Source organism: Sphingomonas sp. G5, assembly GCF_052660795.1.
On the sequence record NZ_CP109660.1, the window covers coordinates 417,622 to 444,149 of the forward strand.

Here is a 26,528-nt window from a genome sequence, read left to right on the forward strand (position 1 = left end):
ACGCCGCCGACACCAGCTCCCAGCCGCCCCATCGGCACCATGCGCAGGGCCTGCGACCTGTGCCGTGCAGGCAGCGTCACCGGCACCAACCACAACACGATCGCCACCGTCGCCGTAACGCACGTCCCAACGCCACGATCACCCACCGCCGTGAACACCCACGGCGACGTCAAGCCCGCTGGCGAAGGCCCCCACCATCAAACGTCATCGCACACGCGGCCATATTGCCACTGGACGTCGCTGTCACGACGTCAAACTGCCGCACCAGAGCTCGTGCGGCGCAAGACCGAACGGTTTCATGTCCCTTCGCATCGTCAGTCCGGCGTCGTCGAGGGTCGATGCCTCAGCGCGCGGAGACCTTCTTATTGAGCGTCCCGAGCAGACTCATGCCACCTAACCGTGCTTCTGCTGATCAATGTATTTCTTTGCCGCCGCGAGGTACCGATCCTTTTCTGCTTTTTCATCATTCAGGGTGACTTGGTTCGCTGAGATAAGTGGAACCTGGAAAGAAGCGACAATATCTCCTGCCGTCTGGGTGACGCGTAGGTCGTTGTTGCAGCGAGCCTCGATGCCCGACAATTGAATGATTCGTTCGGGGGGATCGCCGTTCTCGAGTGCGGTCTGCGACTCAACGGAGATCCAATCGGTCTCGCTATCCATCGCGGTAAGACCGTTTGCCGTCAGGCATTCTGACCACTTGTCGCGGATCGCGCCCCACTCCGCTGTTCGTGTCGCCGCTCGCATCGCGGTGGTGCCGAGCTTCTGGGCCAAGCTGTCGAACATCGCGTCCTGGGTAGGAACGAAGTCGGCCGAATCGGGGTCGCTCTCGGCCTCTGCGTTGCACGCAGCAACCTCCTGCGACCATCTCTCACCCCCGGCGTCTTCGTCTGCTTGGAACGTTTCGGCTACAGGATCGGGTGGCCGCATCAGTCCCCACGTCTGAGCTCCGGGCTCGAACCAGACGCCGAAGTTCCTGTCATCCAGTGGGGGACCCGGGTCGACGCGGCCTGCGCGGAACGGCATGGAACGCGCGTTCATGCAGGTTTCGATGCGCAGGAACAGGGCTTGATTGAGTACGCCGATGTCGGATGCTGACGCGGACAGATCGTACTGAGAGAGCGGAAAGACGATGTGCCCGGTGCGCTCGTCCAGGCTTACCTGAGCCGTCGTGTCGCGTTCCAGGCTGGTGGGCGACCCGCCCTGTGGGGTTGGGGTGCACGCGACAATCACGCACCCCAACCCCACAAGAGCAAGCCCTTTGAAGAGCTGCTTCATCGGTTGCTTACGGCTTGACGGCGCTGATGCGGTCGCTCCAGGTCTCGCCGAAGTTCAGGCCGGTGTTCACGGCGCGCAGATCGTTGTAGCTGCCGTTGAGGCGGACGGTGCGGCCGGCGCACCCGTTGTTCTCGCAGTAGGTGGCCCACCCCGTGTTGCGGATCGAAGACGCCTTGTCGGAGTAGGTGAGGTTGCCATTGCTGAGGGTCTCGAGGTACTTGCCGTAGTTGATGTCATCGTAGAACTGCGCGGCAGATGCTGCTTGCGCACTCGTCATCAGCAGGCCAACCCCCAGGCCAGCTGTGACAACGATCTTGGTCAATTTCTTCATCGCGATTTCCTATTCTTCGGACATAGCGAGGCGAGCCCCCACACATGCTGAGTGTTTCGCAGGAGGTCATTGTGTGAAACAGCTGATTGATTTTGATAGTTGTTGCGATGCATGCTTTGAAAAGCATCAAATGTATGAGGGTGGATCTGTCGATCAGATCCGCTCGAGGCGTTGCGAATTCGACTAGGGCGTGTCCCCCATATGGATCGTGAGGTTCACGGCAGGCTGAGCGGGTGAGTTCGACGGGTTCGCGGTATCGGGTGTTCACAGACGATCAGTGGGCGAGGGTCGAGCCGCTTCTACCCTCGAACACGGGGCTGCGTGGTCACCCATTCGGTGACGATCGGCGGGTCGTGGAGGGTATCGCTTACCGGTTCCGGACCGGTATCCCGTGGCGTGATCTGCCGCGCGAACAGTTCGGCCCATGGCAGACGGTGTGGAAGAGACATCGCCGGTATGCCGGCGATGGCACCTGGGATCGCGTGCTGACACGGATCCTCGCTGAGGCCGATTCTGCCGGGAAGATTGACTGGGCGGTGTCGATCGACGCGACGATCGCGCGTGCGCGCCAGCACGCGACGAACACGACCCGTCCCGAGCAAGACACAGGGGGCGGGATCGAATCACAAGAATCTGCCCTGGCACGAGGTTGAACCGCCTGGTCATGGCATCGGCCGCTCCCGCGGCGGGCTGACCACGAAGATCCATCAGGCCGTTGACGGACATGGCCGACCGCTTGCGATGATCGTCACCGGCGGGCAGCGCAATGACGGTGCGGTGCTGGGTGCGGTGCTGGCGGAGATCCACGTTCCCCGACTTGGTCGTGGCCGGCCACGCACCCGCCCGGATGCCGTACTCGCTGACCGCGCGTACGCGACCGGCGTGATCCGCAATGAACTGCGCCATCGCGGGATCAAGGCCGTGATCCCCGACAAACGCGACCAAGCTGCCGCCCGCAAACGGCGAGGCAGCAAAGGCGGGAGACCAACCGGCCTCGATGTCGAGGCCTACAAGGGTCGCAACGTCGTCGAGCGGTTCTTCGCCCTCGCCAAGCAATGGCGCGGCATCGCCACACGGTTCGACAAACTCGCGATCACTTACCGTGCTGGGATTGCTCTCTGCGCCGTCCTGACCTGGCTACGTTCATAACGATTGATCACGCTACGGCGAGTACGCGGTGAGGAATCCATCCTTCACGTCCGTCAGCGTTCCGGCACCAGGACCAGCCGCTTTCTGAGTCATCCACGAGGACATCGACGTCTTCTCCCAACCTGGCCGGTAGCTCGGTGGTGTCGTATCCGAGACGAACAGTGCCGACCGAGCCGTCGATATCGAGGTGACGCGCCGGCACCCATCCCGTGCCCTGGGCCGCTGTCACGAACACGAAAGCGGGCCATTCCGTGTCCCGGTCTCCTATCTGAACGGCGTCGCCGGGAAGGATCACGAGTGGGGCCCGATCTGGAATCTCATGATCGGCAGTCAACACACATCTCACAGCGTCAATCCTCCCATCAGAGCCGACCCACGCAGCCTATGGGAGACACGCCCTAGCACCTCGACAAGATTGGGTGTCAATAGTGTGAAGGGGGAGAATGACATGAAGTTTTCGCTTCGTCATAGGGCTGACCAGCGGTGACGCGGCGGTAACCGTTTCACTTCTCAGGGCGCGATTCGACCACGGTGCGCTGAGCTGCAACCGGCACGTCCGGGCGTGCGACTCGATCCGCCCGAAGCTGGTGCGTCACACGGTGCTCCGGGAAGACGCGAAGATGGCGGCTCCGAGGGGGCACGCTGTTCTCGGGAGGGGGCTTCTTCGAAGCGGACCGTCACTCGTCGACGAAATGGATGGCCAGATCATCACGTTGCGACAGCGCCCCGAGGCGCCCGGAAGCCGACCGCGAAACCGCCAGGATCTGTAGGCCGTCCAATGCCTCCAGTGGACGGTAATCCTCGACGGGGGTGCCGGCCACGCCCACGGTGACCAGACCCTCGAGGGACCGGAGCGGGCTGAGGTCGGCGACCTTCGTCCCGTTCAGCCACAGCTTCTGGAGGCGTCGGAGTGGACGGAGCGGTTCGATGTCCACGACCGGCGTGTCGCCGAGTTCGAGAACCGTGAGCGCTCGCAGCCCCGATAGCGGGCGGAGGTCAGCCACGCGTGTATCGCTCAACCACAGCTCTTCCAGAGCCCCAAGGCCTGCGAGTGGACGGAGATCGACGACATCCGTGCCGTCCAGTCCCAGGTGTCGGAGAGCGCGAAAGCGCTCGATGCCATCCAGCATCGTCACCTCATCGACGACGATCTCACTCACGCTCCCCGCACCCGCTCCCGGGGGTAATTGGCGCAGATGCTGCCGCACCGCAGCCCGGAGCCCCGCGTCCCTTAGCGATTCCACCTCATCGATCACCCGATCATCCTCCCGCGCCCGCCGGCGGACAGCGACCGGTGGGAACGGCGACGCCCTCGCACGTGTCCCCCAAATGGGGGACAAGGGTGATAGCTTTGACGACGGCTTCACCGTCCGGACCTGCCCCCAATGCACCCCATCCGGGCGGTGAGGTCTCGAACGAAGACGTGGGCGCGGCGCGATCCCGCGCGTGGGTCGACATCGCCGCGGGAACGCGCGTGACGCGACAGCCGTGGTGTGCGGGACGACTCCCCATCTCGGTCGTCATCTCCCGCGCCGACGACCTCGGTCCGAGCCGTCGCCCCGCGGGGCGAATCGCGCCAGTGGTTCGATGCGCCACCACACGTCTCATCGTGGTGTCCACGGGATGGGCGGGCCGCGCCACCGCCGCGGCACGCAGGGGGGCGTGTTCCGCGGGTTCACCGTCAGGGTATTCTCGAGAGGCGGTCTGCGACCTCCTCGCCGGGACGGGACGCGACAGGCCACCCTTCGGAGAACCACCCCGCCAGGAGAACAGATGGACCGGCTCGTCTATCAAGAGCGACGCATCTCCGACACCGAAAACCGGATGCCCTCGCCCCTTCGCTTCATCGAACGAGTGATGGACGACGCCAGCGGTGCCCGTGGGCTCCCTCTTGGTCCGGCCGGCGTATGACCGATCCTCAACGCCCGACGCAGGCGACGATCGCCGAGTGGGCCGCGCGCTTCGTGGCCAGGGGCGTTCCCGCGCTCGGCGAACCGCTCGTGCTTCCCCAGGACGATGACGAGAACGGCGACGCGTTCATCGTCCTCATCCACCTGCGGCACGCGCCCGCTGCCATCTACCTCCAGCTCGACGAAAGCGGGCGGTGGGTGGCCACCCTCACCGAGCGCCCCAGCGATCTCACGGGCACGTCCCTCGACCTCATCGCCCTCGGCGCCGAAGTCGAAGCGGCGGGTCAGCTGTGCGCCTACCTGCAGGAACGGACCGACGCTCACCTGGCGCCGTCCCCCTGATCGTCGGACCGCGTCACTGCGCTGCGGACCTCGCCGATACCGCTGATCCCGTCGCGCGCCCGGGCAGGCGCCCGCGGTGCCTCGCGCGGACGCAACCGGAGCGCGTCGACGGCAGCTCGTTACGGAGCCGTGCCGACGACCCGATAGTAGGGCTGGACCCTCCGCGTCACCCCCGATGGTGCGCGAAGCCGCTGACCCGCGTCGTCCACGCCCCCGTTCCGATCGGAGCTGCAGCATGACCGTCCCCGCCGCCCACGAGTACCGCACCTACCCTGTCGTGACGCTTCCGGTGTTCGATCTGAGGACGGGGGACGTCGTGTTCGGCACCGATTCGGAGGTCATCGGGATCGACGCCGAGAGCCCGTGGTCGCGCCGCATCGTCGAGCGTCACCCCTTGGGGCAGATCACCCGGTTCACCTATGACTGTGCGGATGAGCTCACGGTGTACCGGAAGCCGCCAGCCGAATCCGCCGCCGACTCGGGCGCGGAGAGCGCTCCGAGCGCGAGGACCGGGCGCCCCGCCGGCATCCGCTGCCCGCACTGCGGGAACGTGAGCGCCTTCGCGGTCCAGCTCACCGTGAACGTGGTGCTCGACGGCGACCTCGACGTCATCGGCTCCCCGCAGGCCTCGTCCGATCAGTGTTCCGCCCGCCTCACCGGCCCCGGGGACGGGTTCCGCGGAGACGAGCCCGTGCAGTGCCAGCAAGACCGAGGCGGGTGCGGACACCGAGGCAGCGTCGAGCAGTTCCGCGTCCGCGCGGAGGATTCCGCCGTCGAGTAGCCGGCCACGGAGGAGTCCGCCCCGGCCTGGATACGCTCGACCGATGGACGAGGACGCGCCGCCGACAGAGAAGCCGCGGGAGATCCTCCGCCATCCGGCTTTCGCGTTCTTCTGGACCGCGACGACGCTCCGCGCGTTCGGGTCGACGATCGCCGGGGTCGCCTTCCAGGTGCTCATCGTCACGGTGATCGCGGCGACGCCGGCACAGGTCGGCATCCTGAACGCCCTCAGCGTCGTTCCGTACCTGTTCCTCGGCCTGGTCGTGGGCGCGTGGATGGACCGCGGAAGACGGCAGCGGACGCTGGTGGTCACGACGATCGGGCGGGCGCTGGTGCTCGCCGTCGTCCCCATCCTCGTGCTGACGGGCGTGCTCGATTTCTGGTCGGTGGCGGCGATCACCCTCGCGCTCGGCGTGCTCACCCTGTTCGGGGACTCCGCAGCGCAGCCGCTGCTCCCGCGGCTCGTGCCGAGATCGTCGCTCCCGGCAGCGAATGCGCGGCTCGGCCAGAGCCAGACCGTGGCTCAGACGGCGGGGCCGGCGATCGGCGGTGCCCTTCTCGCGATCGTCGGGGCGCCGATCCTGTTCGTGGTCGACGCCGTCATCGCCGCGATCGCCGCGGTGCTGCAGTCGCGGATCTCGGTGTCCGAGGCGAAGGCTCCGCCGCGGGCCGCCGGCCGGCACGTGGGGCATGAGATCGCGCAGGGCATGCGCTACACCTATCGGCATCCGAGGCTGCGTCCGCTCGCGATCTCGATCCACGTGTGGTTCCTCGGCAACAGCATCGTGGCGACGGCATTCGTCGTCTTCGCGCTGCGCGAGCTCGCCCTGCCCGCGTGGGCGTACGGGGTTGCCCTGGCGCTCGGGGGAGTCGGCGGTTTCGTGGGGGCGGTGGTCGCGCCGGGCCTCGGCGTTCGGCTGGGAGCGGGCCGGGCGATCCTGCTCGGACGCGTTCTCGTCGTGCTGCCCTGGGCCGTTCTGGCCTTCGTCCCGCTCAGGCCCGACAGTGGCATCGGGGTGATCCTCGCCGTCGTCGCGGCCGCGCAGTTCGTCTACGGCCTCGCGATGGGGATCGAGGATACGAACGACATCTCTTACCGACAGTCCGTCGCGCCGGATCGCATCCAGGGTCGGATGAACTCGACCATCCGCACCGTGAACCGCAGTGTCTTCTTCGTCGGCGCATTGCTGGCGGGCGTGCTCATGACCTCGCTCGGCCTTCCGGTGACGCTCGGGATCGGCGCGGGGCTGTTCGTCCTCGCCGCGCTGGTCATCGCCCTCTCACCGCTGCGCAGAGCGCGCCACGATAGCTCTTCGCGCAGCTGAGAACCGCGCACGCGCGCTCGGGCGGATCACACCCGCGGCTGCTGCTGCGTGATGCAGTGGATGCCGCCCCCGCGGTCGAAGATGGGGCGCGAGTCGACCGTGACCACGCGACGACCCGGATAGGCCTGGGCGATGATCTCGCGCGCCCGCGCGTCGGCTGCGTCGTCGCCGAAGCCGCACAACACGACCCCGTCGTTGGTGACGAGGTGGTTGATGTAACTCCAGTCGAGCCACCCCTCGTCATCACGCAGAGCGGAAGGAGCGGGGATGCCGGTGATGGCGACGCTGCGGCCCCGCTCGGCGAACGCGGTCTCGAGCTCGCTCCGTACGAGGCGCGACACCTCGAAGTCGGGGTGGGAGGCGTCCGTCTGCTCGTGGATGAGGACGTGCTCGGGCGAGGCGAAGGTGGCGACGATGTCGACGTGCCCGTTGGTGCCGAGGTCGTCGTAATCGCGGGTCAGGCCGCGCGAGAGCCAGATGGCATCCGTCGCTCCGATCGTTCGGGCCATTTCGGCCTCGACGCGGGTGCGGTCGGCGAAGGGGTTGCGACGGGGGTCGAGCTGCACGGTCTCGGTGAGAAGGACCGTGCCGGTGCCGTCGACGTGGAGCCCGCCGCCCTCGGCGACGAGGAGAGAGTCGACGCGCTCGGCTCCCGCGTGCTCGGCGACGACGCGGGCGATACCGGCGGACTTCTGCCATTCGGCCCAGTCGGGTGCGCCCCATCCGTTGAAGATCCAATCGACGGCGCCGAGGACGCCCGGGCGGTCGGGGTCGACGACGAAGGTGGGCCCCACGTCGCGCATCCAGAACTCGTCGAGCGGGGCTTCGACGATCTCGATGTCGGCGGAGAGCATGCGTCGGGCCCGAGCCATCTCGGTGGGGTCGACGACCATCGTCACCGGCTCGAACTGTTGCACGGCGTGCGCGACGTCGGTCCAGGCCCGGTAACCCTGCTCGCGGAATTCCGCGCCCACTCCGAGGGTGATGCCTTCGCGGGGGAACGCCATCCATGTGCGCTCGTGCGGGGCGGATTCTGCGGGCATGCGCCACATGGCGTGCTCCTTCCGGGGTCGGGTGGGTCAGTAACCGGTGGTGAGGACGCGATCGAGGGCATCGACGAAGACGTCGACCGAGGCGCGCGTGACGACGAGGGGCGGTTTGATCTTCAGCACGTTCTGGTGATCGCCGGTGGGTTGCATGATCACGCCGAGTTCGAGCAGGCGATCGCAGATCGCCGCGGTCTCGGTGGTCGCGGGTTCGAGCGTCTCGCGGTCGCGCACGAACTCGACGCCCAGATACAGTCCCGAGCCGTGCACGGTGCCGATGAGGTCGTGCTTCTTCCCGAGCTCTTCGAGGCGTCGCTTGAGGTGTGCGCCGACGACCCGCGCGTTCTCCTGCAGACCCTCCTGCTCGATCACGTCGAGCACGGCCATGCCGATCACCGACGACACGGGCGAGCCGCCGGTGGACGAGAAGAAGTACCCGCCGGTGCGATAGCGGTCTGCGATCTCGCGCCGCGTGACCACTGCGCCGAGCGGGTGGCCGCCGCCGATGGACTTCGCCACCGCGACGATGTCGGGCACGGCTCCCTGCTGCTGGAAGCCCCAGAACCATTCACCGAGGCGGCCGTAGCCGACCTGCACCTCGTCGGCGATCGCGAGACCCCCGTGGCGGCGGATCGCGGCGTAGACCGCGCCGAGGTATCCCTCGGGCAGGGCCACCCCGCCGGCGTTGCCGAAGTAGGTCTCGGCGATCATGCCCGCCGGAGGGCGACCGGATGCCGCGAGCTCGTCGATGACCGCGACGGCTTCGGGCGCGTACTTCTCGGCATCCGCCCCCCGGTGCTTCCCCCGGTAGGAGTTCGCCGCGTCGACGGTGTGCACCCAGTCGGGCCGCGTGCTCAGCGCATGAGGGTTGTCGGCGATCGAGGTCGATACGGCATCGCTGGCGTAGGTCCAGCCGTGGTACGCCTCGCGCATCGCGACGATGTCGGGGCGGCCGGTCGCCGCCATCGCGAGGCGGATCGCGAGATCGGTCGCCTCGGATCCGGAGTTGACGAAGAACACGGTGTCGAAGCCCTCGGGCAGGGTCGCGGCGATCCGATCGGCGTAGTCGGTGATCGCTCGGTAATGGAACCGCGAGTTCGTGTTCAGCAGGTGCATCTGCCGGGAGCCCGCCTCGACCACGCGCGGATGGGCGTGGCCGACCGAGGCGACGTTGTTGACCATGTCGAGGTAGACGCGACCGTTCACGTCGATCAGGTGTTCGCGCCACCCGCGCTCGATGCGCGGGGGAGCGGCGTAGTAGTGCTCCTGCACCTCGGCGAGCACCTCGTGGCGGCGTGCGAGCACGTCGTCGTCGACGGGAGTTTCGGCGGGGACGCCGATCGCGGCCCCGGGATCGCCGGCCACCTCGCGCCACGCGGCCGCGAGGGCGGGGGTGGTGCGCGCGGGCGGGATCGCTCCGTCGATCGCGCGGCGCAAGACCAACCGGGTGCGAGCGGGCAGGACCCCGGATGCCGCCGCGGCAGCGCCCGTGATCGTCACGGTCTCGTCGGCCGAGGTCCAGACCAGATCCTCCCCCTCGCGGCGGATGTCGCCGGGGGCGAGCGGGGTCGGCTCGGCGAGCCACACGGTCACCCCGGTCGGCAGCGACGCCGCGGTCGAGGGGAAGGGGGCGCTCGTCCCGGTGAGCTGGGCAGTCCAGGCCGGAAGCGTCACCATCGCCGCTCCCGCATCGAGAGCGTCGAGCGCGGCGTTGTCGAGCGTTCCCGCGTCGAGCCAGGCGCCGCCGTCGTTCAGGGGCGACTCGGTCGTCGCGTCGAGCTCGACGAACGGGACCTCGGGCAGCAGAGGGGCGGCACCCCACGCCCGGGGGTTCGCCGCCGGGCGGCCGAGAGCGGCCCGCGTCGCGGCGGTGATCACGGGCAGTGGCACGGATGCCGCCTGCTCGAGGATGCGGAACTCGCGGTCGAGTGCGACGCTGGCGTACGCGTTCTCGTCGTCGAGGCGCACCTGCGCCCGGCCGCTGAGCACGAGGACCGCTCCGCGGAGGACGACCAGCGGCCAGAGAGCCGTGATCTCGTCATCGGTGAGGTCGCGCACCCGGTCGAAGGCGCGGATGGCGGGCAGGGCGCTCTCGGGCGTCGCGTCGTCGTGATGCAGGATCGACGAGACGGTCACGGCGATCTCGCCCACACGCCACGACACGCACACGTCTCCGAAGTCGATGACCGCGTCGGGCACCGTCTCGCCGGGGGCGCGCAGCACGTTGTCGTCGGTGACGTCGAAGTGTCCGGCCTGGACGGGGAGGGCGTCCCGCACGGTGGCGAGGGCGGCGCGGGCCGCGTCGGCGGCACGCTGGACGATGTCTCGCACCTCGGCATCCGGTTCGAGGGGGAGGAGGGTGTCGATGACGCGCCCGGCGTGGCGGAGATCCCATTGCAGCACCCGGCCGCTCGCGGGGTGGGTGAAATCGGCGAGCGAGAGGCTCACGGCCCCCGAGAGGGCGCCCATCCGCTCGACGACCGCGGGGGAGAGGTAGCCCGAGCCCATGAGCGTGCGTCCGTCGATGTTCTCGATCACCCGCGCGTGGATGCGCCCCTGGCTCGACTCCCACCACGTCGACATCGCACCGTGCGGTCCCTCGACGATGCGGGGGATGCGCAGGTGAGGGGTGCGCTCGGCCACGAGGGCCGCCGCGGCGTCCTGCATCTCGATCTCGGCCTCGCTGAACACGGGATTGCTGAGCTTGAGCACTCCCAGGGGCTCGGAAGAGCCGCGACGGAACACGCGGAAGTTCTGATCCTGCTGACTGCCGAGTCCGCGCACGTCGATGTCGACGCCGAACGCATCGGCGAACAGCCGCCGCACCTCGTCGTCGGAAAGCGTCGGGGTGGGCAGGTCGACCTGGCTGAAGTAGTCGAAGACGGGGGTCGGAGCGGTCTCGGTCACGGTGGCTTCCTCGGGTGATTCGGGTGTCACAGGGGAGAGTCGGATACGGTGGCGACGGCGCCGGCGACGGCCCCACCGGCATCGCGCACGACGACGACGACCAAGGGGCCGTAGGGGGCGACCCATTCGCTCACGGGCTCGCCTGACGGCTCGGGGGAGACCTCGGCGCTCACCCGGCCGTTCTCGAGTCGCGCGCGAACGCGCGCGCCGTCCACGAAGAGGGCGTGATCGACCGCGATGCCTCCGCTGACGGTGGCTGAGACGGTGACGCGCTCGCCGTCGTGTACGACCTCGTCGACGGTGACCGACAGGGAGCCCTCGGCCGCGGTGCGGGGCTCGGCGAACACCGCCTCATCCGGCAGGGCGGGGGTGCGCGGGGGCGTTGTGCGGCGCTCGCCGAGCGCGGTGATCGCCTGGGCCAGCTGCACGAGGCGGGCGTCGCTGTAGGCGGGACCGGCGAGGGTCAGGCCCACCGGCATCCGGGTGTCGGCCATGGTGCCCATCGGAACCGTGACGGTGGGGATGCCGAGGTGACGCGGCACGAGGTTGCCGTTCGAGACCCAGACGCCGTTGCGCCAGGCGAGGTCCGCCGAGGCGGGATTCACGTCGGCGTCGGCGGGGCCGACGTCGGACTGCGTGGGGAAGATGACGGCATCGAAGCCCTCGGCATCCATCCACTCCTCGACGTCGACGCGGCGCGTGTGCTCGAGCCCGCGGAGGCCGTTCTCGAGGCTTGCCACGTCGTGCCAGTCGGGCTCCCACTCCTGCGCGCGCGCGACGTAGTCGCCGATGTCGTACGCGATGTCGTAGTGCCAGACGCCGTAGCGGTCGGGGAGGGCTCCGGGCGGGTGGGGGAAGATCAGGGCCGCTTCGGCATCGGCGAGACGGGGCAGCTTCGCGTCGCCGTTGGTGCGGAGGAACGTGTCCATCGCCCAGACCGCCAGATCGCCGACCTCGTCGTCGAGGAAAGCGCGCGTGACGAATCCGCGGTCGACGAAGTCCTCGTCGCCTCCGTGCAGTTTCTCGTAACGGTCGACCGCGGGGAAGTCCGTCTCGACGACCTCGGCGCCGGCGGCCTCGAGGTCGGCGCGCAGGTCGTTCCACAAGGCCATCACGCTGTCGCGCGTGACGATGGGCGAGGCGTTGTCGGGGTCGCCGTTGACGTAGATGCGCGGCACGGCGAGACGCAGACCCTCGAGCGGCAGCGGCTCGAGCGCGGCGAACGACTCGGGGCGCACCTGTGACGGGAGCGGGAGGTCGATGAACGGCTGCGTGCGCCAGAGGTCGCCCTCGGTCTCGGCGTCGTCGGCGACCACCGCGTCGAGGACGTGCTGCAGGTCGCCGACCGACCTCGTGTGCGGCACCACGACGTCCATCGTCGGCACGAGGGGCCAGTTGCCGCGCACCGAGATCACGCCGCGCGAGGGCGTGTATGCCACGAGGGCGTTGTGCGAGGCGGGAGCCCGGCCCGACGACCACGTCTCTTCGCCGAGCCCGAACGCGCAGAAGCTGGCCGCGGTGGCGGTGCCCGATCCGTTGGAGGAGCCAGAACCGAAGGCGGATGCCAGGTAGTCGCCGTTGTAGGGCGATTCGGCGCGGCCGTAGACGCCGCGCTGCATGCCACCGGCGGCCATGGGCGGCATGTTCGTGAGCCCCAGGAACACGGCGCCGGCTTCGCGCAGGCGCTCGATGGCGAAGGCGTCGTCGCCGGCGATCAGGTCGCGGAAGGCGGGGGACCCGGATGCCACGGGCAGGCCCTCGACGCGGTAGCTGTCCTTCGCGGTGAAGGGGATGCCGTCGAGGGGCCCGAGCGTGCGACCCCGCGCGCGGCGCAGGTCGGAGGCGCGTGCGGCGGTGAACGCGCGGGGGTCGAGCACGGGCACGCTGTTGAGGCGGATGCCGGAGCGGTCGTAGGCCGCGATGCGATTGAGGTAGCGGGCCACGAGCTCGACGCTGGTGAGGTCGCCGGCGTCGAGTGCTGCGCGCAGGCTGTCGATGTCGGCGTCGACGACGGTGAGGGCCTCGGTGGTCATGGCGGTAAACATACACCGTTTGTTTTACGTGTGCGAGAGTGGACTCGGAGCCCGCGCCCGTAGGCTCCCATCGACCGGGGAGGCCGCCATCGCCAGACCGCACACGCCGCTCCTGAGCCGCGATCTGATCGCGCGAACCGCCCTCGCCCTGGTCGACCGCCACGGACCCGACGGGGCGAGCATCCGCCGCGTCGCCGCACGCCTCGGGGTCAACCCCGCGTCTTTGTACAACCATGTCCCCAACCGCGCGGCCATGGTCGAGGACGTCCGCGCCCTCGTGTCGGCGCCCATCGACTCGCAGCCGCTGCGGGAGCTGCCCTGGGAAGACGCGCTCCGCGCCTGGGGACGCTCGTACCGTCGCGCCTTCGCCCGGCATGCCCGTGTCGTTCCGCTGCTGATGACGGAGCGCGCGTCGGCCCCCGTCCTCCTCGCGCAGTACGAGGACTTCGCGGCGGCCGCCGAGGCCGCCGGGTGGACGCTGCGCGATGTCATCCCGCTGCTGACTGCCTTCGAGTCCTTCATCCTCGGCAGCGTCCTCGACATGTCGGGGCCCGCCGTGGTGTTCGACCCCACGGGCCAGGAGGAGGCGTTCCCGCGCTTCTCGGCGGCTTTCGACACCCTCGCCGACGAGGACCCGGAGGACCCCGTGGCCACCCGCGCCTTCGAGCTCGGGCTCGACATGCTGATCGCCTCCGCACGGCCCCGCTGACGCCGAACCCGCATTCGGGCGCAGGGCAAGTCCTGGCTCGAGGGAATCCCGACCTGGGACGATTCCGGGATGGATGCCACCACGGACGAGCCCGCGATCCTCCCTGACCGGCCGAGGTCCGACGCGCGCCGTCCGGTCGCCCTGGTCGTGGGCGTCGTCGCGACCGTGCTCTTCGTGGCGCTGCGACTGGCCGTCGATCTCGACGGGGGAGCGCCGCTGGCGTTCGACCAGTGGTGGGACGACGCGATGGCCGCGCTCGCCGACCCAATCGCGGTCATCGTCGCGTGGATTCCCGCCATCGTGGGCGGCACGATCGGAATGATCGTCATCGGCATCACGACCGCCGTCGTCTTCATCCTGGTCAAGCGCCCGTGGGATGCGCTGAACGTCGCGGCATCCATCGCCCTGGTCGTGCTCATCGGCGCGCCCCTCGCCGCGGTCATCGCACGAGCCCGACCGATGGATTCGCTGGCCGAGACTCAGGCGACCTCGTTCCCCTCGGGCCACACCGCCGTCGCGACGACGATCGCGGTGACACTCGCGCTGATCCTCCGCCGCGGGTGGATCTGGGCGGCAGGCGCCGTCTGGGTGCTGCTGATGATGTGGAGCCGCACCTACCTGCACGCGCACTGGCTCAGCGACGTGACAGCGGGTTTTCTGGAGGGAGTGGCGGTGGCCACCCTCGTGTGGGCGCTGGTGGAGGTGTGGCGTGTGCGCCGCGCGCAACGCCTGGTGGCGGCGTCCGGCTGAGCGCTAGGGTTCCCGGATGACCAGCGCCTCCGCCGCCGCCGACAAAGCCCAGGATTCGACCGCCTTCCGTGTCGCCGCACGCGTCGGCTACGTGGTCCTCGGGCTTCTGCACCTGTTGATCGGGGTGATCGCGGTGTCTCTTGCGACCGGCAGCGGCGGCGACAGCGCCGATCAGAGTGGAGCCCTGCAACAGGTGGCCGAGGCTCCGGCGGGCAAGGTACTGCTCTGGGTCGTCGTCGTCGGGCTCGTCGCGCTTGCCGTCTGGCAGGTCGCGGATGCCGTCGCCGAGCGCGACCCCGACGAGAAGACGCGCTGGGCGCACCGCGCGAAATACGTGGGAACGGCCGTCGCGTACGGGGCGATCGCCGTCACCGGCTTCACGATCGTCTCGGGCGGACACTCGGACTCCTCGCAGTCGTCGCGCACTCTCAGCGCGCAGCTTCTCGCCATGCCCGGGGGCATCGTGCTCCTGGTCGTCGTCGGTCTGGCGGTGGCGGCGATCGGCGTCGCCTTCGTCGTGCGCGGTGTCACGAAGGCCTTCATGAAGAACCTGTCGAGCCCGGGCGGGACGGCGGGGCGTGGCATCCGGACCTTCGGGATGATCGGTTACGTCGCCAAGGGGATCGCGGTGGGCGTCGCCGGGATCCTCTTCATCGTCGCGGCCTTCTCGCACGATCCGAACGCGGCCGGCGGTATCGACTCGGCGCTGCGCTCGCTCGCGAGCCTGCCGTTCGGGCAGGTCGTCCTGTGGCTCGTGGGCGCGGGGCTCGTCGTGTACGGGCTCTTCTGCTTCGCCCGGGCCCGGTACGCCCGCATGTGAGCGCGCTGATCAGGGGGTGACGACGGTCACGCCGGCTTCGGCGAGGGCGGCGGACAGCTCGGGTGACGGCTCGGCGTCGGTGATGAGGTAGTCGGCCTTCTCGAGGGGGCCCACCTGGGCGAACAAGCGTCGGTCGAGCTTCGAGGAGTCGGCCAGGATCGCGGTGCGATCCGCGCGCTGGATCATCTCGCTCATCATGGTCGCGTCGCCGAGGTTGCTGGTCGAGAAGCCGGAGCCGTCGACCGCGCCGACCGCGATGAGGGCGTAGTCGCAGCGGATGTCGACCTCGGGGGTGTGCGAGTTCATCGCCAGGGTCACCGGGCCGGTCGTGGCCTGGGTGATGGTGCGGACCGCGCCGCCGAAGATGTACAGATCGCGGAAGACGCTGGGAGAGATCTCGGCGGGGATGCGCAGGTTGTTCGTCGCGATCGTGAGGTTCCGGTGATTGCGCAGGGCTCGGGCGACCGCCAGCGTCGTGGTGCCGGCGTTGAGCATGAGCACGGATCCGTCTTCGATGAGCTCGACCGCGAGCGCTGCGATGCGCTCTTTCTCGGAGATCTGCATCTGCAGGCGCACGTCGAGGCCGCGGTCGCGGCCGGGGACCGACATCGCGCTCACGGCACCGCCGTGGGTGCGCACGACGATCCCTTCGCGATCCAACTGATCGAGGTCGCGGCGGACCGTGTCGATCGAGACGCCGAAATGCGAGGCGAGGTCGACGACGGTCACCTGGCCCGACTCGGCGACGTAGGCGGCGAGCTCGGCCTTGCGGCCCGCCGGGAGGCGTCGCTTGACCGTGGCGGGGGATGCGTCCATGCCGTCATCTCTAGCACAGCGCCGCACACCGTTCCGCAGAATCTGTGCAAAAACGGCAGAGAACAGCATGGATGCCGTTCTCTATGCAGCGATTCACGCCGAATCGTGCGACATTTATCACGAATCTGCATCGACGCCTTGCGAACCCCGGCAGATGGGCGCATACTCATGCTGAAAGACGCAAGAAAGCGCAGAACAGCGCGAAATGCGGCAGATCTCAACGAGGAGAAACGATGGACAACAGCGGGCGCCGGCGTCGGAACGCCATCAAGCTCGTCGGTGTCGCAGCAGCGGCCACGACCCTCCTGGCGATGGCGGGGTGCTCGTCGAACAGCTCGGGCACGTCCTCCGACGGGAACGTCACGATCGAGTTCGCCCAATGGTGGGAGCCCGAACTCGGCGACGGACAGTTCCGCGGGCTCATGGACGAGTTCGAGAAGGAGAATCCCGGCATTACGGTCGATCTGGTGAGCGGCCCCTACGCCTCCACCAAGGAGCAGCTCTTCGCCGGGGCGGCCTCCGGCACCATGCCCGACGTCGTCGGTCTCGACGGAGCGTGGGTCAGCGACTTCGCCAAGCAGGGCGTGATCGCCGACCTGTCGAAGCTGATGAGCGACTCCGGCTACGACGACAGCCAGCTCGCCAGCCAGATCAAGGTCGACGGCAGCACCTACATGATCCCCGTGGTCAATTTCGTCTACCCCATGTTCACCAACGACGGGCTCCTCTCGCAGGCCGGGGTCAGCTCTCCGCCCTCGACCCGCACGGAGTTCGCCGATGCGGCCAAGAAGATCACGGCGCTCGGCGGAGACGTGTCGGGTTGGGTGCTCCCGCTCTCGCTCGAGGCTCCCAACGGGGTGCAGAACGACGTCATGTCGTGGGTGTGGGCCTCGGGCGGTTCGATGCTGAAGGACGGCCAGCCCGATCTGACCAACACGGACGTCGCCTCGGCCACCGACTACATCCAGCAGCTCTGGAAGGACGGCGTGATCGCCCCCGGCTCCTTCACCATGAAGGAGCAGGACAAGGTCGAGGAGTTCACCAACGGACGCGTCGGCATGATGATCGACTCGCTCGCGCACATCAACCTGATCCGCCAGTCGAACCCCGACCTGAAATTCTCGATCTCGGCGATCCCCGCGAAGGACGGGTTCACCGGTGAGCGCGGCATCCCCTACGCCTCGTGGGGCATCGGTGTGGCCGAGAACTCTCAGCACAAGGACGCGGCCTTCAAACTCGTGCAGTTCCTCATGGGCAAAGACGTCAACAGCGAGCTGTCGACGATGGCGAAGGCGTTCCCCGGCAACACCGAGAGCGTGCCGACATTCGTCGCGGACGACGAGCTGTTCAAGACGGCGTTCGACATCTACAAGAAGGGCTACCCGGCGAACGAGTTCACGGGTCTCCCCGTCGCCGAGGAGCTCATGCGCCAGTTCGGCACCCAGTTCCAGTCGGCCCTCGACGGCCAGCAGTCGATGAGCGACGCGCTCACGAAGACGCAGGACGAATGGACGTCGGAGTTCTGATCCGACCCCGCACCGGGATGCCGCACCGCCACCGCTCGCGGTGCGGCATCCCGCTCAGCGAAAGCCGCACATCATGACCATGCGCACTCTCACACCCCCCGATACCGAGGTGATCGTCACCGGACGACCCGCCTCCCGCCGCACCCGGCAGCTGCGCAAGGCCGGCGAGGCCTACGCGTTCCTGTCTCCGACGCTGATCCTGCTCTTCGTCCTGATGATCGTCCCAATCGTCATGGTGATCGGGTACTCGTTCCAGGACAACGTCATCCTCAACAAGAGCCCCGAGGTCGTGGGCCTCGACAACTACGTCGCGATCCTCACCGATTCGGGCTTCTGGAAGGCGACGGGCAACACCCTCTTCTTCACCCTCACGAGCGTCGCCGCGCACCTCGTGCTCGGACTCTCATTCGCCCTCCTGCTCAACAGCCGGCTCATCGGCGCGGTCCCTCGGGCCATCTTCCGCGGGCTCTACGTGCTCCCGTGGCTGTTCACGGTCGCCGTCATCGCCGTGCTGTGGCGCATGCTGCTCGCCCCGAACGGCATCGTCAACTTCCTCCTCAACACGAACATCGAGTGGCTCGCCTCGCCGCAACTGGCGCTGGGCACGGTCACCTTCATCAATATCTGGGCCGGCTACCCGTTCTTCATGGTGAGCCTGCTCGCCGGTCTCCAGGGGATCCCGAGCGACCTCTACGAGGCCGCGACCGTCGACGGTGCCAGCCCCGTGCAGCGCTTCTGGAACGTCACCGTCCCTCAGCTGCGTCCCATCATCGTGAGCCTGCTGCTGCTCGATCTCATCTGGACCTCGCAGCAGTTCGCCCTGATCTGGCTGACCACGGGCGGCGGTCCCATCGACGTCACCGAGATGCTCAGCACCTTCACCTACAAGCTCGCATTCGCGAAGTACGACTTCTCGATGGCCTCCACCTCGGCGGTGCTGGTCCTGGCGATGTCGATGATCATCGCGGTGCTCTACGTCCGCCACCAGAAGGCGAGGGACTGACCATGGTCTCGACCACGACCGCGCGCCCGCGCGCCACCAGCGCGATCGGGCGCCGCCGGCTCGCCAAGACCGGCGTGCTCATCGGCCTGTTGATCGGCGCGGTCTTCGCCGCCGGTCCCGTGCTGTGGATGCTCTCGAGTTCGTTCAAGTCGAACACGCAGATCTTCGAGCTCCCCCCGCGCCTCATCACCGACACCTTCTCGTTCGACGCGTACATCTCGATCTTCACCAATCCCGAGACGGTGCGCTTCTTCATCAACAGCTATGTCGTGGCGGGGGCGGTGACGATCCTGACGCTGCTCGTCGCGATCCAAGCGGCGTACGCCTTCAGCCGATTCGAGTTCCGCGGCAAGCGCGTCGTCAACGTCATCATCGTCAGCGTCCAGGCGGTCCCGCCGATCACGCTGCTGATCCCGTACTTCGGTCTGATGGTGGGGCTCGGCCTCTACAACACCTATCCGGGCCTCATCTTCACGTACATGGTGTTCACGCTGCCCTACGCGATCATCATGATGACCGGGTACTTCAACACCCTGCCGAAGGAACTCGACGAGGCCGTCCGGGTCGACGGGGCCGGCTCCTTCACCGCCCTGTGGCGGGTGCTCGTGCCCATCTCCATCCCCGGGATCGTCTCGGTGGGCATCTACACGTTCATGATCGCGTGGAACGAGTTCCTCTTCGCCCTCACCCTCACGCGCACCATCGACATGCGCACCGTGCCGATCGGCATCCAGCTGCTCATGGGTCAGCACTCCTACGAGTGGAACCAGATCATGGCGATGAGCATCCTCGGCTCGATCCCGGTGCTGCTGCTCTTCCTCTTCTTCCAACGCTTCTTCATCAGCGGCCTCACGGCCGGCTCGGTGAAGAGCTGACTCCCGCACACCCAACCTCGAACAAGGAGAAATCCGTGCTCTACACCGGCAAGTCCATCCTCGATGTGGCGAACGCCCACCGTTTCGCCATCCCGGCTTTCAACATCAGCGATTGGGCGATGTTCACCGGGATCATGGACATCAGCGAGGAGAAGAACGCTCCGGTCATCATCGCGATCCACCCCGACGAGGTCTCGCACATCACCACCGACCTCCTCCCCGCGATGCACGCCCGCGCGCACCGCTCGAGCGTTCCCGTCGCCATCCACTGGGACCACGGCGGAACGTACGAGCAGATCGTCCAGGCGATCCAGGCCGGCTTCACCTCGGTCATGATCGACGCCTCGCTCGAGCCCTTCGAGCAGAACGTCGCCCTGACGCGGAAGGTCGTCGAGGCCGCTCACGCGGTCGGCGTGCAGGTCGAGGGTGAGCTCGGCACCATCGGCGCGAACGACAGCTACGGCGAGTCCGGTGCCGCCGAGATCATCTACACCAACGTCGACGACGCCGTGCGCTTCGTCGAGCAGACCGGGGTCGACAGCCTCGCCATCGCCATCGGCACCTCGCACGGGCTCTACCCCGCCGAGAAGAACCCCGAGCTGCGCCACGACCTGCTCGAGCAGATCAAGGCGGCGGTCGGCATCCCGCTCGTGCTGCACGGCGGGTCGAGCAACCCCGACGGCGAGCTGAGCCGCGCGGTCGAGCTGGGCGTGAACAAGATCAACATCTCGAGTGACATCAAGGTGGCCTACCACGACCGCATGCGCGAGGTGCTCGGAACCGACCGCCGTCTGCGCGAGCCCAATGCGATCCAGCCCGAGTGCATCGCGGCGATGAAGGTCACGGCCGCCGAGAAGATCGACCTGTTCGGCGCAGCCGGCAAGGCCGACCTGTACTGAGCGGAACGGAGACCAGCGTCATGGGGCAAGACCTCGTCCTCGGACTCGGCGGGACCGTCGACTACGAGATCCGGTGGGATGCCGCGGTGCTCGAGGCCCTGGCCGCGGAGCACGGCATCCGTCTCGACGAGCTGACCACCACGACGCCCATCATCGACGAGCGCGCGCTCGTCGTGACGGTGCTCGCCTTCCTCGCCACGGGTGGGGGAGGCGAGCGCTTCGTGCTGACCTCGGACATCGTGGAACGCTTCGCCGCGCACTTCGACAAGGCCGTCACCCTGGGCGGCACGGGGGTGCGGGCGGGGATCGCCCTCGACCGCATCGGCGTTCCCACGGTGCAGCACCTCGTCAGCATCGACGACACCGTTCGGCGGCTCCTCCCGGCGTCGATGAGGATCGTCTCGTCGGCGACCCGCGACACCCTCGACCCGCACCTGATCGTGCAGTACCCCGAGGGTGCGACCGTGCGGGTCGTCGACGGGGCGGTGACCGCTCCGGCATCCAACCGACTCATCTTCGCCAACGACGCGCCCAACCGCGAGATGGCGATCGCCGACGGACTCGGCGACGCTCTCGAGGGGGCTGCGGCGTTCCTCGTCTCGGGCTTCAACACGATGCAGGATGCCGACCTGCTCGAGGCCCGGCTCGACGACCTGGCCGCGGCCATGCAGCGCCTTCCCGCCGACGCTCTCGTCTACTACGAGGACGCGGGCTTCTACCGCCGTGAGTTCTCGGCGCACGTACGGAGGCGTCTGCTCGAGCGCGTCGACGTGTACGGCATGAACGAAGACGAACTCCAGGAGTACCTGGGGCGGTCCGTCGACCTGCTCTCGCCCGACGACGTCGGGGCGGCGCTCGCCGAGGCGCACCACCTCATCCCGGCGCGGGCGCTGATCGTGCACACGAAGTACTGGGCGCTCGCCGTCGGTCCCTCGGCCGCCCGGCACGCGGCTGGACTCGAGAGCGCCGTGCGCACCGCCGCGACGCGCTACCGGCTCGGCGACGCGTGCACCGCCGCCGACCTCGACGTCACGGCGGGTCTCGGTCGCCACCCCGGGGGAACCGCGGTCGTCGCTGCGCTCCGACGAAGCGGTCGGGCGGTCGGCGTGCCCGCGTATCTCATCGATACCGCCGACCCCACGACGATCGGCCTGGGCGACACGTTCGTCGGCGGATTCCTCGCCGCGGTTCCGGCCGCTGCGCGGTATGCGACGGCGGCGGCTCTGGATCGCGCTCTCGACGCGGTGGGGGGACGGCCGGGCTGAGGCGCTACGGCCCCGACACCTTCATCGCGCCGCCGTGTCGGCATCCGGGTCCGAGAACGGTCCGCACGCGGCGATCACGCGGCGCAGGCTCACCGCGGCCTCCCACGCGTCGAGGGGCTCCTCGTGCGCGTCGAGTGACCGCAGGCTCCCGGTGTAGCGGGTCAGGGACTCTTCCGCCTCGCGCAGCTGATCGGTGGTCGCCACGGGCTCGGGGGGCGTCGTGACCAGTCGCGAGACCGCGTCGATCGCGTCGGCGAGGAGGCGTCGCGCCTCGGCAGGCAGGCGGGCGTCGACGTCGGGGCCGGCGGTGAGTCGCGCCAACGCAGCGGCCAGTTCTCTGGTCGAGTCCGCCGTGCCGGTCAGGGCGTCCAGACGGCGCCGACCGAGGTCGCGCGGAGTCTTCGCGCGGCGGCCGCGCGGGTTGTAGCGGCGGCTCTCGTCGGCGAGGTCGACCTCTTCGCGGACCTCGACGAGGGTGCCCTCGAGGGCTGCGGTCGCCCGGTCGGCGGCCTCCGGGTCGAAGGCGCGACCCGCGATCGACGACGACATGGCCCGCAGCGCCTGGCCCAGGGCGTCGCGGAGCTGACTCAGCCGACCATCGGCCTTCTCCACCCGCAGCGGTGGCACGACCAGCAGGTTCACCACGACCCCCACCACGACGCCGAAGGCCATCGTCACGAGGTACGACACCGAGTACCCGTCGGGGTCGGCGCCGCCCAGCAGCAGCACGAACAGCCCCGCGATCGCCACCCAGTCCCGCCCGACGCCGAGGGCGCGCACGCCCGCGAGCAGTACGCCGATCAGGATGACGGCCGCCACGGCGACGATGCGGGGCAGGCCGGTGGCCACGACGGCGAGGCTGACGAGACCCAGGCCGATTCCGAGCGCGAGACCGACCACGGCCTGCGCACCGCTCGAGGCGGAGCGCGCGACGGTGGGGTACATGCTCACGAGCACGCCGAGCGGTGCGTAGTACGAGTATTCGCTCTGCGCGAGGGGGACGAGAGGGGCGAGATACCAGGCCAGGGCTGCAGCTGCGGCGGTCTTGGCCGCGAGCAGCAGTCGGTCGGCGGTGATCGCGTCGGACCACCATCGCCGAGGATCCAGGGCGGCGGGGGCGATCATGGGCGGGGGGCGCGCGGGCGAGTCGACACCATCCCATGCTCGGCGTCGCCGACCGGGCCGTCGCGGGGGTTGCCCCCACGGGGTCGCCGGGTTAGGGCTCAGCGTCCGGGGCGATACGCGTCCCACAGAACGCGCGCGTGGCGAGCCTTCGCGCGCTCGACACCGTCTTCGTCGTGGCGGGCGGCGCTGATCCACTCCGCAAGGCGACTGGCGATGGCCCCCAGCACCATACTCAGGTCGGCGTGCGCGGCGGGGGGTACCGCGGCCTCGGCCGCCGGCATCCGTCCCTTCGGTGCGAGTTCGTCGTCGACGTGCTGCCGCACGAGGCGAGCGACCCCGACGGCGTGACTGTTGACGACGCAGTGTGCGGCGCCCTCGATCTCCCATCGCCGAGCCGTGCGGGCGCGGGCGACGAGGCGCGAGTGCAGGCGGCGGGGAGAGGGTCGGTCGTACTCGCCTCGGATGAGCAGCAGCGTCGCTCGTCCCTCGCCGATGCGGTCCGAGATGCGATAGCGCAGCATGTGCGGTAGCGCCTCGAAGAAATAGAGGAACCCGCACAGCAGGTAGGCCGACACCGCGAGCAGCGCGATGTGGATCGATTCCCGCGCGGTCGACTGGACGAATCGGACGCCCTGTACGAGAGCCGTGGACTCGGCCTCGTCGACGACCGGGCTCACCAGCACCGCGTGCGCGAGGCCGGGCCGCCGAGCCAGCACCTCGGTGACCACCTGCGTCCCCATCGAGTGCCCGATCAGCACGGGATCGTCGAGTCGGTAGTGGTCGAGCACCCCTTCGACCTGGTCGGCGAAGAAGGCGGCGGTGGGGGACTGCCCGGATGCCGGCACCCCGCCGAATCCCGGAAGATCGAGGGCGTACACCTCGCCCTCCTCGGCGAGCAGGGGCGCGAGGAACTCGAAGTACGTCGAGGCGACGCCGATGCCGGCGATGAGCACGAACGACCGCCCGGTGCCCGCGTTCGTCGACACGCGCGTCACGCGCGTGCGGGAGGAGCCTTGTCGATACGTCTGAACGTCGACGTCGGCGGGACGCGAAGTTTCGGGCATCGACCCAGGATGCCGTACGTGCCTGGACGACCTGTCAATCCCGGTGCCGGTGTCGCAGGCTCCGCTTAGCCTTCGAGCATGAGCGATACCTCCCGTGAAGAAGAGACCTTGGGTGCCGTCCGCGAAGGCGACAACCCCGCCGAAAAGGATCCGTCCGACTGGGTGACCGGTGACGAGCCGATGACCGCCCCGCAGCGCAGTTACCTCGACACGCTCGCGCGCGAGGCAGGCGAGGAGATCCCTGCCGACCTGACCAAGGCGGAGGCCTCGGAGCAGATCGACCGCCTCCAGAACGAGACCGGTCGCGCAACCGAGTGACCCTCGAGGCGTCCCACCGCCTGCTCGTCAGGACGTGTGGGACGTCTCTGCGTCTGCGGAGATCGCGTCGATGTCCTGCTGTTCTCCGCGGGCGATGTCGTCGAGGAAGTCGGCGACGATGCGTCGCTCCGCGGGACCGAGGCGCTGAGCCGCCGCGGCGGCCGAGACGCTTCGCACCGAGAGGATGCGTCGTGCGGGCGAATCGGCGCTGATCGTCTCACGAACCACGATGGATCGGCGATCGCCCGGGTACGGCTCTCGTTCGACCCATCCGGCGTCGGCGAGTCTGTCGATGAGCGCGGTGGTCGCCGCAGACGAGATGCCCAGCATCGACGCCAGGATCCTCGGCGTCACGGGTTCGTCGTCGGGAGAGCGCTGCAGCAGGAACCGCAGCACCTTGGCGTCGTTGGGACCGATGCCGAGGGAGTACAGCGCGTGCCGCTCGGAGGCGACACCGGAGTCGGTGAGGTCGTTGAGAGCCTTGACCACGTCGTCGGCGGACGTCGCGTCGTTCATCTCTCCTCCTCAGGTGTCTCGATGCCCTAGTGTCTTCGATGCCGATCAAATAGGTAACCGTTGGATCTCCATCGTACCCGTCCCTCACGCGAACCGGCAGGGGGCTGGACGCGGACCGTGGCGTAGGATGCCCAGGTGGAGACAGGGCCCGAGTCGAGCTACTGGTACGGCGCGAGTGACGAGGATCGTCGCCGCCGTGCGGTCGAGGTCCTCCAGGCCTTCCGCGTCTACCGCGCTGCCGAAGTCGCGATGCGTCGGCGTACGCGCGAATCGATGTCGATGGGCGAGAACGAGCTGCTCGTCCTGCGCTACCTCATCCGGGCCGCCGGGCAGAACCGCCAGGTGTCGCCGAGCGAGCTCACTCGGTACCTGGGCGTGTCCACGGCCTCGACGACGGCCATCGTCGACCGTCTCGAGAAGACCGGCCACGTCACGCGTGTTCCGCACCCCACCGATCGGCGGAGCATTTTCATCGTCGCGACCGCCGCGAGCGATGAAGAAGTGCGCGCGACTCTCGGATCGATGCACGCTCGCATGATGGCGGCTGTCGTCGACATGAGCCCCGAAGAGAGCGCGGCGGTGATCGCCTGCCTGGGCCGACTGCAAGATGCCGTCGACCAGGTCGATGCGCACCCGGTCGAGGCCGGGGTCGAACGCAACTAGGTAGGTAGCCCGCCTTCTTACCGTCGAAGCATTAGGCGGCTCATTCCCGGCGTGAAAGCATGGGGACATGGATGACCAGGTGCGCGGTGCGGCCTCGGTCGCGCCCGCCGCGACGGGACCTCGCGCCGAGATCGTGCACGAGATCGACGGGGTCGAAGTGACCTCGTTCCGCGCCGTGGTGGCGCGCCTGCGGGCGGAGTACCCCCTCGAGGATCCGATCCACGTCGAGGCCGTCGTGCTCCGCGAGTGGGAGGCCTTCTCTGCCGGTCGGCCCCTCGTGGTGCCCACCCCGGTCGAAGAGGGCGCGCGCGAGATCCTCGAACAGGCCGTCGCCTGAGTTACGGGCCGGACGGCTCCGGTTCGTCGACGAGCAGCAGGCCGCCGGACGAGTTCGCCGAGGTCGCGAGCGCTTCGATCCATGCGCGGCTCAGGAGCGCGGGCTCCGGTTCGTCGAAGACGAAGCGCAACGGAATCGAGGGGTGCAGCCAGACGGTGCTGCGCCCCACTTCTTGGTCGGGCCCGTGCGTCCACGACAGGGTGAAGCTTTCGCCGCGGCGCAGTTTGGTCGCGATGACGACCTTGACGTGCGCCAGAGCACGGTCCTCGATCTCGATCGGCGTCGCGACGTCGCCGTAGTAGAGCGTTCCCACACACGTACGTTAGCCGTGCATCGAACCACCCTCGGCGGGGGTTGATCCGAGCGCGGTGACGTGGCATCCAGGAAAGCGGCTCGACGTGCGTTCCTCGGATAGGCTCGGACGCATGGGCAGATTCATCTACGACACCGTTGCCAACGCGGTCGACATCGATGACCGCACGCTTGCGCACCTGCGCATCGTCGTGATGAACAAGCTTCGACGCTCCGAGTCGTTCATGTTCGACGTCGAGGTCGGCGACGGCAGCGGTCGCCGCAGTTTCTGGATGCACCCCTCGGTGCCGATCCAGTTCCACTTCTACGGCAGCCGTCAGCCTCGTATCAACCGCGTCTGGGTCGAAGACCTGATGCTCGCGGCATCCGGCCCCAACGGCCTGGCGATCACGCCGGAGCCGAGCGAGGACGCCCTCGTCGAAGAGGGCTGAG

At 68.5% G+C, this 26,528-nt stretch carries 27 protein-coding genes and 1 pseudogene; 16 read left to right on the plus strand and 12 right to left on the minus strand.

The features are described 5' to 3' along the window. Positions 1-393: 393 nt before the first annotated feature. Both NE358_RS01980 and NE358_RS01985 read right to left on the minus strand, forming a co-directional pair. Positions 394-1,275, minus strand: a complete 882-nt coding sequence (locus NE358_RS01980; RefSeq protein ID WP_141376551.1) for a hypothetical protein — start codon at positions 1,273-1,275, stop codon at positions 394-396. Between the two features lie 7 nt (positions 1,276-1,282). Continuing rightward, entirely contained in the window at positions 1,283-1,552 is a 270-nt protein-coding gene (locus NE358_RS01985) for a hypothetical protein (protein ID WP_170210642.1), read from the minus strand. Between the two features lie 287 nt (positions 1,553-1,839). Between NE358_RS01985 and NE358_RS01990 the strand changes: the two are divergent. Next, positions 1,840-2,755: pseudogene (locus tag NE358_RS01990) on the plus strand (IS5 family transposase). A gap of 7 nt (positions 2,756-2,762) precedes the next feature. Here NE358_RS01990 and NE358_RS01995 read toward each other — a convergent pair. Together NE358_RS01995 and NE358_RS02000 are read right to left on the minus strand one after the other, a co-directional pair. Continuing rightward, positions 2,763-3,101: an SH3 domain-containing protein gene (locus NE358_RS01995; protein ID WP_353853277.1), complete on the minus strand. Its 339-nt coding sequence runs from the start codon at positions 3,099-3,101 to the stop codon at positions 2,763-2,765. A gap of 331 nt (positions 3,102-3,432) precedes the next feature. Continuing rightward, positions 3,433-4,011 carry a leucine-rich repeat domain-containing protein gene (locus NE358_RS02000; RefSeq protein WP_141376557.1) on the minus strand — a complete coding sequence of 193 codons (579 nt, stop codon included), beginning with the start codon at positions 4,009-4,011 and terminating at the stop codon, positions 3,433-3,435. Positions 4,012-4,662: 651 nt separating this feature from the next. Here NE358_RS02000 and NE358_RS02005 point away from each other — a divergent pair. The 3 genes from NE358_RS02005 (at position 4,663) to NE358_RS02015 (ending at position 7,112) form a co-directional block, all read left to right on the plus strand. After that, positions 4,663-5,007, plus strand: coding sequence for a hypothetical protein (locus NE358_RS02005; protein WP_141376559.1), 345 nt, complete (start codon positions 4,663-4,665; stop codon positions 5,005-5,007). A gap of 235 nt (positions 5,008-5,242) precedes the next feature. Continuing rightward, the gene (locus NE358_RS02010) at positions 5,243-5,788 is read left to right on the plus strand and encodes a hypothetical protein (protein ID WP_289940899.1); all 546 of its coding nucleotides are present in this window, start codon (positions 5,243-5,245) and stop codon (positions 5,786-5,788) included. A gap of 43 nt (positions 5,789-5,831) precedes the next feature. Continuing rightward, complete coding sequence (locus NE358_RS02015; protein ID WP_289940901.1) at positions 5,832-7,112, plus strand: MFS transporter; 1,281 nt, start codon at positions 5,832-5,834, stop codon at positions 7,110-7,112. Positions 7,113-7,138: 26 nt separating this feature from the next. On the opposite strand, the gene NE358_RS02020 is transcribed toward NE358_RS02015, so the two are convergent. Genes NE358_RS02020 through NE358_RS02030 form a run of 3 tightly spaced genes read right to left on the minus strand, consistent with a single transcriptional unit; the run spans position 7,139 to position 13,098 of the window. Continuing rightward, the gene (locus NE358_RS02020; protein ID WP_289940903.1) at positions 7,139-8,164 is read right to left on the minus strand and encodes an agmatine deiminase family protein; all 1,026 of its coding nucleotides are present in this window, start codon (positions 8,162-8,164) and stop codon (positions 7,139-7,141) included. A 27-nt stretch (positions 8,165-8,191) separates the two neighbouring features. Continuing rightward, positions 8,192-11,065, minus strand: coding sequence for an aminotransferase (locus NE358_RS02025; protein WP_499318226.1), 2,874 nt, complete (start codon positions 11,063-11,065; stop codon positions 8,192-8,194). 26 nt (positions 11,066-11,091) lie between these two features. Beyond that, complete coding sequence (locus tag NE358_RS02030) at positions 11,092-13,098, minus strand: amidase (RefSeq protein WP_499318228.1); 2,007 nt, start codon at positions 13,096-13,098, stop codon at positions 11,092-11,094. Between the two features lie 28 nt (positions 13,099-13,126). Here NE358_RS02030 and NE358_RS02035 point away from each other — a divergent pair, with 28 nt between their 5' ends. The 3 genes from NE358_RS02035 to NE358_RS02045 all read left to right on the plus strand — a co-directional run bounded on the left by NE358_RS02035 (position 13,127) and on the right by NE358_RS02045 (position 15,377). Next, entirely contained in the window at positions 13,127-13,807 is a 681-nt protein-coding gene (locus NE358_RS02035; RefSeq protein WP_170210643.1) for a TetR/AcrR family transcriptional regulator, read from the plus strand. 69 nt (positions 13,808-13,876) lie between these two features. After that, positions 13,877-14,557, plus strand: a complete 681-nt coding sequence (locus NE358_RS02040) for a phosphatase PAP2 family protein (protein WP_141376567.1) — start codon at positions 13,877-13,879, stop codon at positions 14,555-14,557. Positions 14,558-14,573: 16 nt separating this feature from the next. Further along, positions 14,574-15,377 (plus strand): DUF1206 domain-containing protein, encoded by an 804-nt coding sequence (locus NE358_RS02045; protein WP_103206841.1) that lies wholly within the window; start codon positions 14,574-14,576, stop codon positions 15,375-15,377. A gap of 9 nt (positions 15,378-15,386) precedes the next feature. Here NE358_RS02045 and NE358_RS02050 read toward each other — a convergent pair whose 3' ends face one another. Beyond that, on the minus strand, positions 15,387-16,193 hold the full coding sequence (locus NE358_RS02050; RefSeq protein ID WP_103206840.1) for a DeoR/GlpR family DNA-binding transcription regulator: 807 nt from the start codon (positions 16,191-16,193) through the stop codon (positions 15,387-15,389). A gap of 233 nt (positions 16,194-16,426) precedes the next feature. Between NE358_RS02050 and NE358_RS02055 the strand changes: the two genes are divergently transcribed. From NE358_RS02055 to NE358_RS02075, 5 genes are all read left to right on the plus strand, one after another. After that, positions 16,427-17,719, plus strand: coding sequence for an ABC transporter substrate-binding protein (locus NE358_RS02055; RefSeq protein ID WP_103206839.1), 1,293 nt, complete (start codon positions 16,427-16,429; stop codon positions 17,717-17,719). A gap of 73 nt (positions 17,720-17,792) precedes the next feature. Then, positions 17,793-18,722: a carbohydrate ABC transporter permease gene (locus NE358_RS02060; protein ID WP_103206838.1), complete on the plus strand. Its 930-nt coding sequence runs from the start codon at positions 17,793-17,795 to the stop codon at positions 18,720-18,722. A gap of 2 nt (positions 18,723-18,724) precedes the next feature. After that, a complete protein-coding gene (locus NE358_RS02065; protein WP_289940913.1) occupies positions 18,725-19,597 on the plus strand; it encodes a carbohydrate ABC transporter permease in 873 nt (290 codons plus the stop codon). Positions 19,598-19,632: 35 nt separating this feature from the next. Then, positions 19,633-20,496, plus strand: coding sequence for a ketose-bisphosphate aldolase (locus tag NE358_RS02070; protein WP_103206836.1), 864 nt, complete (start codon positions 19,633-19,635; stop codon positions 20,494-20,496). 20 nt (positions 20,497-20,516) lie between these two features. Further along, complete coding sequence (locus NE358_RS02075; RefSeq protein WP_116238706.1) at positions 20,517-21,761, plus strand: ADP-dependent glucokinase/phosphofructokinase; 1,245 nt, start codon at positions 20,517-20,519, stop codon at positions 21,759-21,761. A 21-nt stretch (positions 21,762-21,782) separates the two neighbouring features. Here the strand turns inward: NE358_RS02075 and NE358_RS02080 are convergent, their stop codons facing one another. Together NE358_RS02080 and NE358_RS02085 are read right to left on the minus strand one after the other, a co-directional pair. Further along, positions 21,783-22,886 (minus strand): FUSC family protein, encoded by a 1,104-nt coding sequence (locus NE358_RS02080; protein WP_499318231.1) that lies wholly within the window; start codon positions 22,884-22,886, stop codon positions 21,783-21,785. A 98-nt stretch (positions 22,887-22,984) separates the two neighbouring features. Continuing rightward, positions 22,985-23,950: an alpha/beta fold hydrolase gene (locus tag NE358_RS02085; RefSeq protein WP_289940919.1), complete on the minus strand. Its 966-nt coding sequence runs from the start codon at positions 23,948-23,950 to the stop codon at positions 22,985-22,987. Positions 23,951-24,028: 78 nt separating this feature from the next. Between NE358_RS02085 and NE358_RS02090 the strand changes: the two genes are divergently transcribed. Next, positions 24,029-24,268, plus strand: a complete 240-nt coding sequence (locus NE358_RS02090; RefSeq protein ID WP_115915964.1) for a DUF3072 domain-containing protein — start codon at positions 24,029-24,031, stop codon at positions 24,266-24,268. Between the two features lie 27 nt (positions 24,269-24,295). Here the strand turns inward: NE358_RS02090 and NE358_RS02095 are convergent, their stop codons facing one another. Further along, positions 24,296-24,784 (minus strand): MarR family winged helix-turn-helix transcriptional regulator, encoded by a 489-nt coding sequence (locus tag NE358_RS02095; protein ID WP_103206831.1) that lies wholly within the window; start codon positions 24,782-24,784, stop codon positions 24,296-24,298. A 135-nt stretch (positions 24,785-24,919) separates the two neighbouring features. Between NE358_RS02095 and NE358_RS02100 the strand changes: the two genes are divergently transcribed. Together NE358_RS02100 and NE358_RS02105 are read left to right on the plus strand one after the other, a co-directional pair. Continuing rightward, positions 24,920-25,447 carry a MarR family winged helix-turn-helix transcriptional regulator gene (locus tag NE358_RS02100; RefSeq protein WP_103206830.1) on the plus strand — a complete coding sequence of 176 codons (528 nt, stop codon included), beginning with the start codon at positions 24,920-24,922 and terminating at the stop codon, positions 25,445-25,447. A 67-nt stretch (positions 25,448-25,514) separates the two neighbouring features. Beyond that, a complete protein-coding gene (locus NE358_RS02105) occupies positions 25,515-25,784 on the plus strand; it encodes a three-helix bundle dimerization domain-containing protein (protein WP_116238703.1) in 270 nt (89 codons plus the stop codon). 1 nt (position 25,785) lies between these two features. Here the strand turns inward: NE358_RS02105 and NE358_RS02110 are convergent, their stop codons facing one another. After that, the gene (locus NE358_RS02110; protein WP_103206828.1) at positions 25,786-26,097 is read right to left on the minus strand and encodes a DUF7882 family protein; all 312 of its coding nucleotides are present in this window, start codon (positions 26,095-26,097) and stop codon (positions 25,786-25,788) included. Positions 26,098-26,209: 112 nt separating this feature from the next. On the opposite strand from NE358_RS02110, the gene NE358_RS02115 reads away from it, so the two are divergent. Continuing rightward, the gene (locus NE358_RS02115) at positions 26,210-26,527 is read left to right on the plus strand and encodes a DUF7882 family protein (protein ID WP_056226105.1); all 318 of its coding nucleotides are present in this window, start codon (positions 26,210-26,212) and stop codon (positions 26,525-26,527) included. Position 26,528 lies beyond the last annotated feature (1 nt).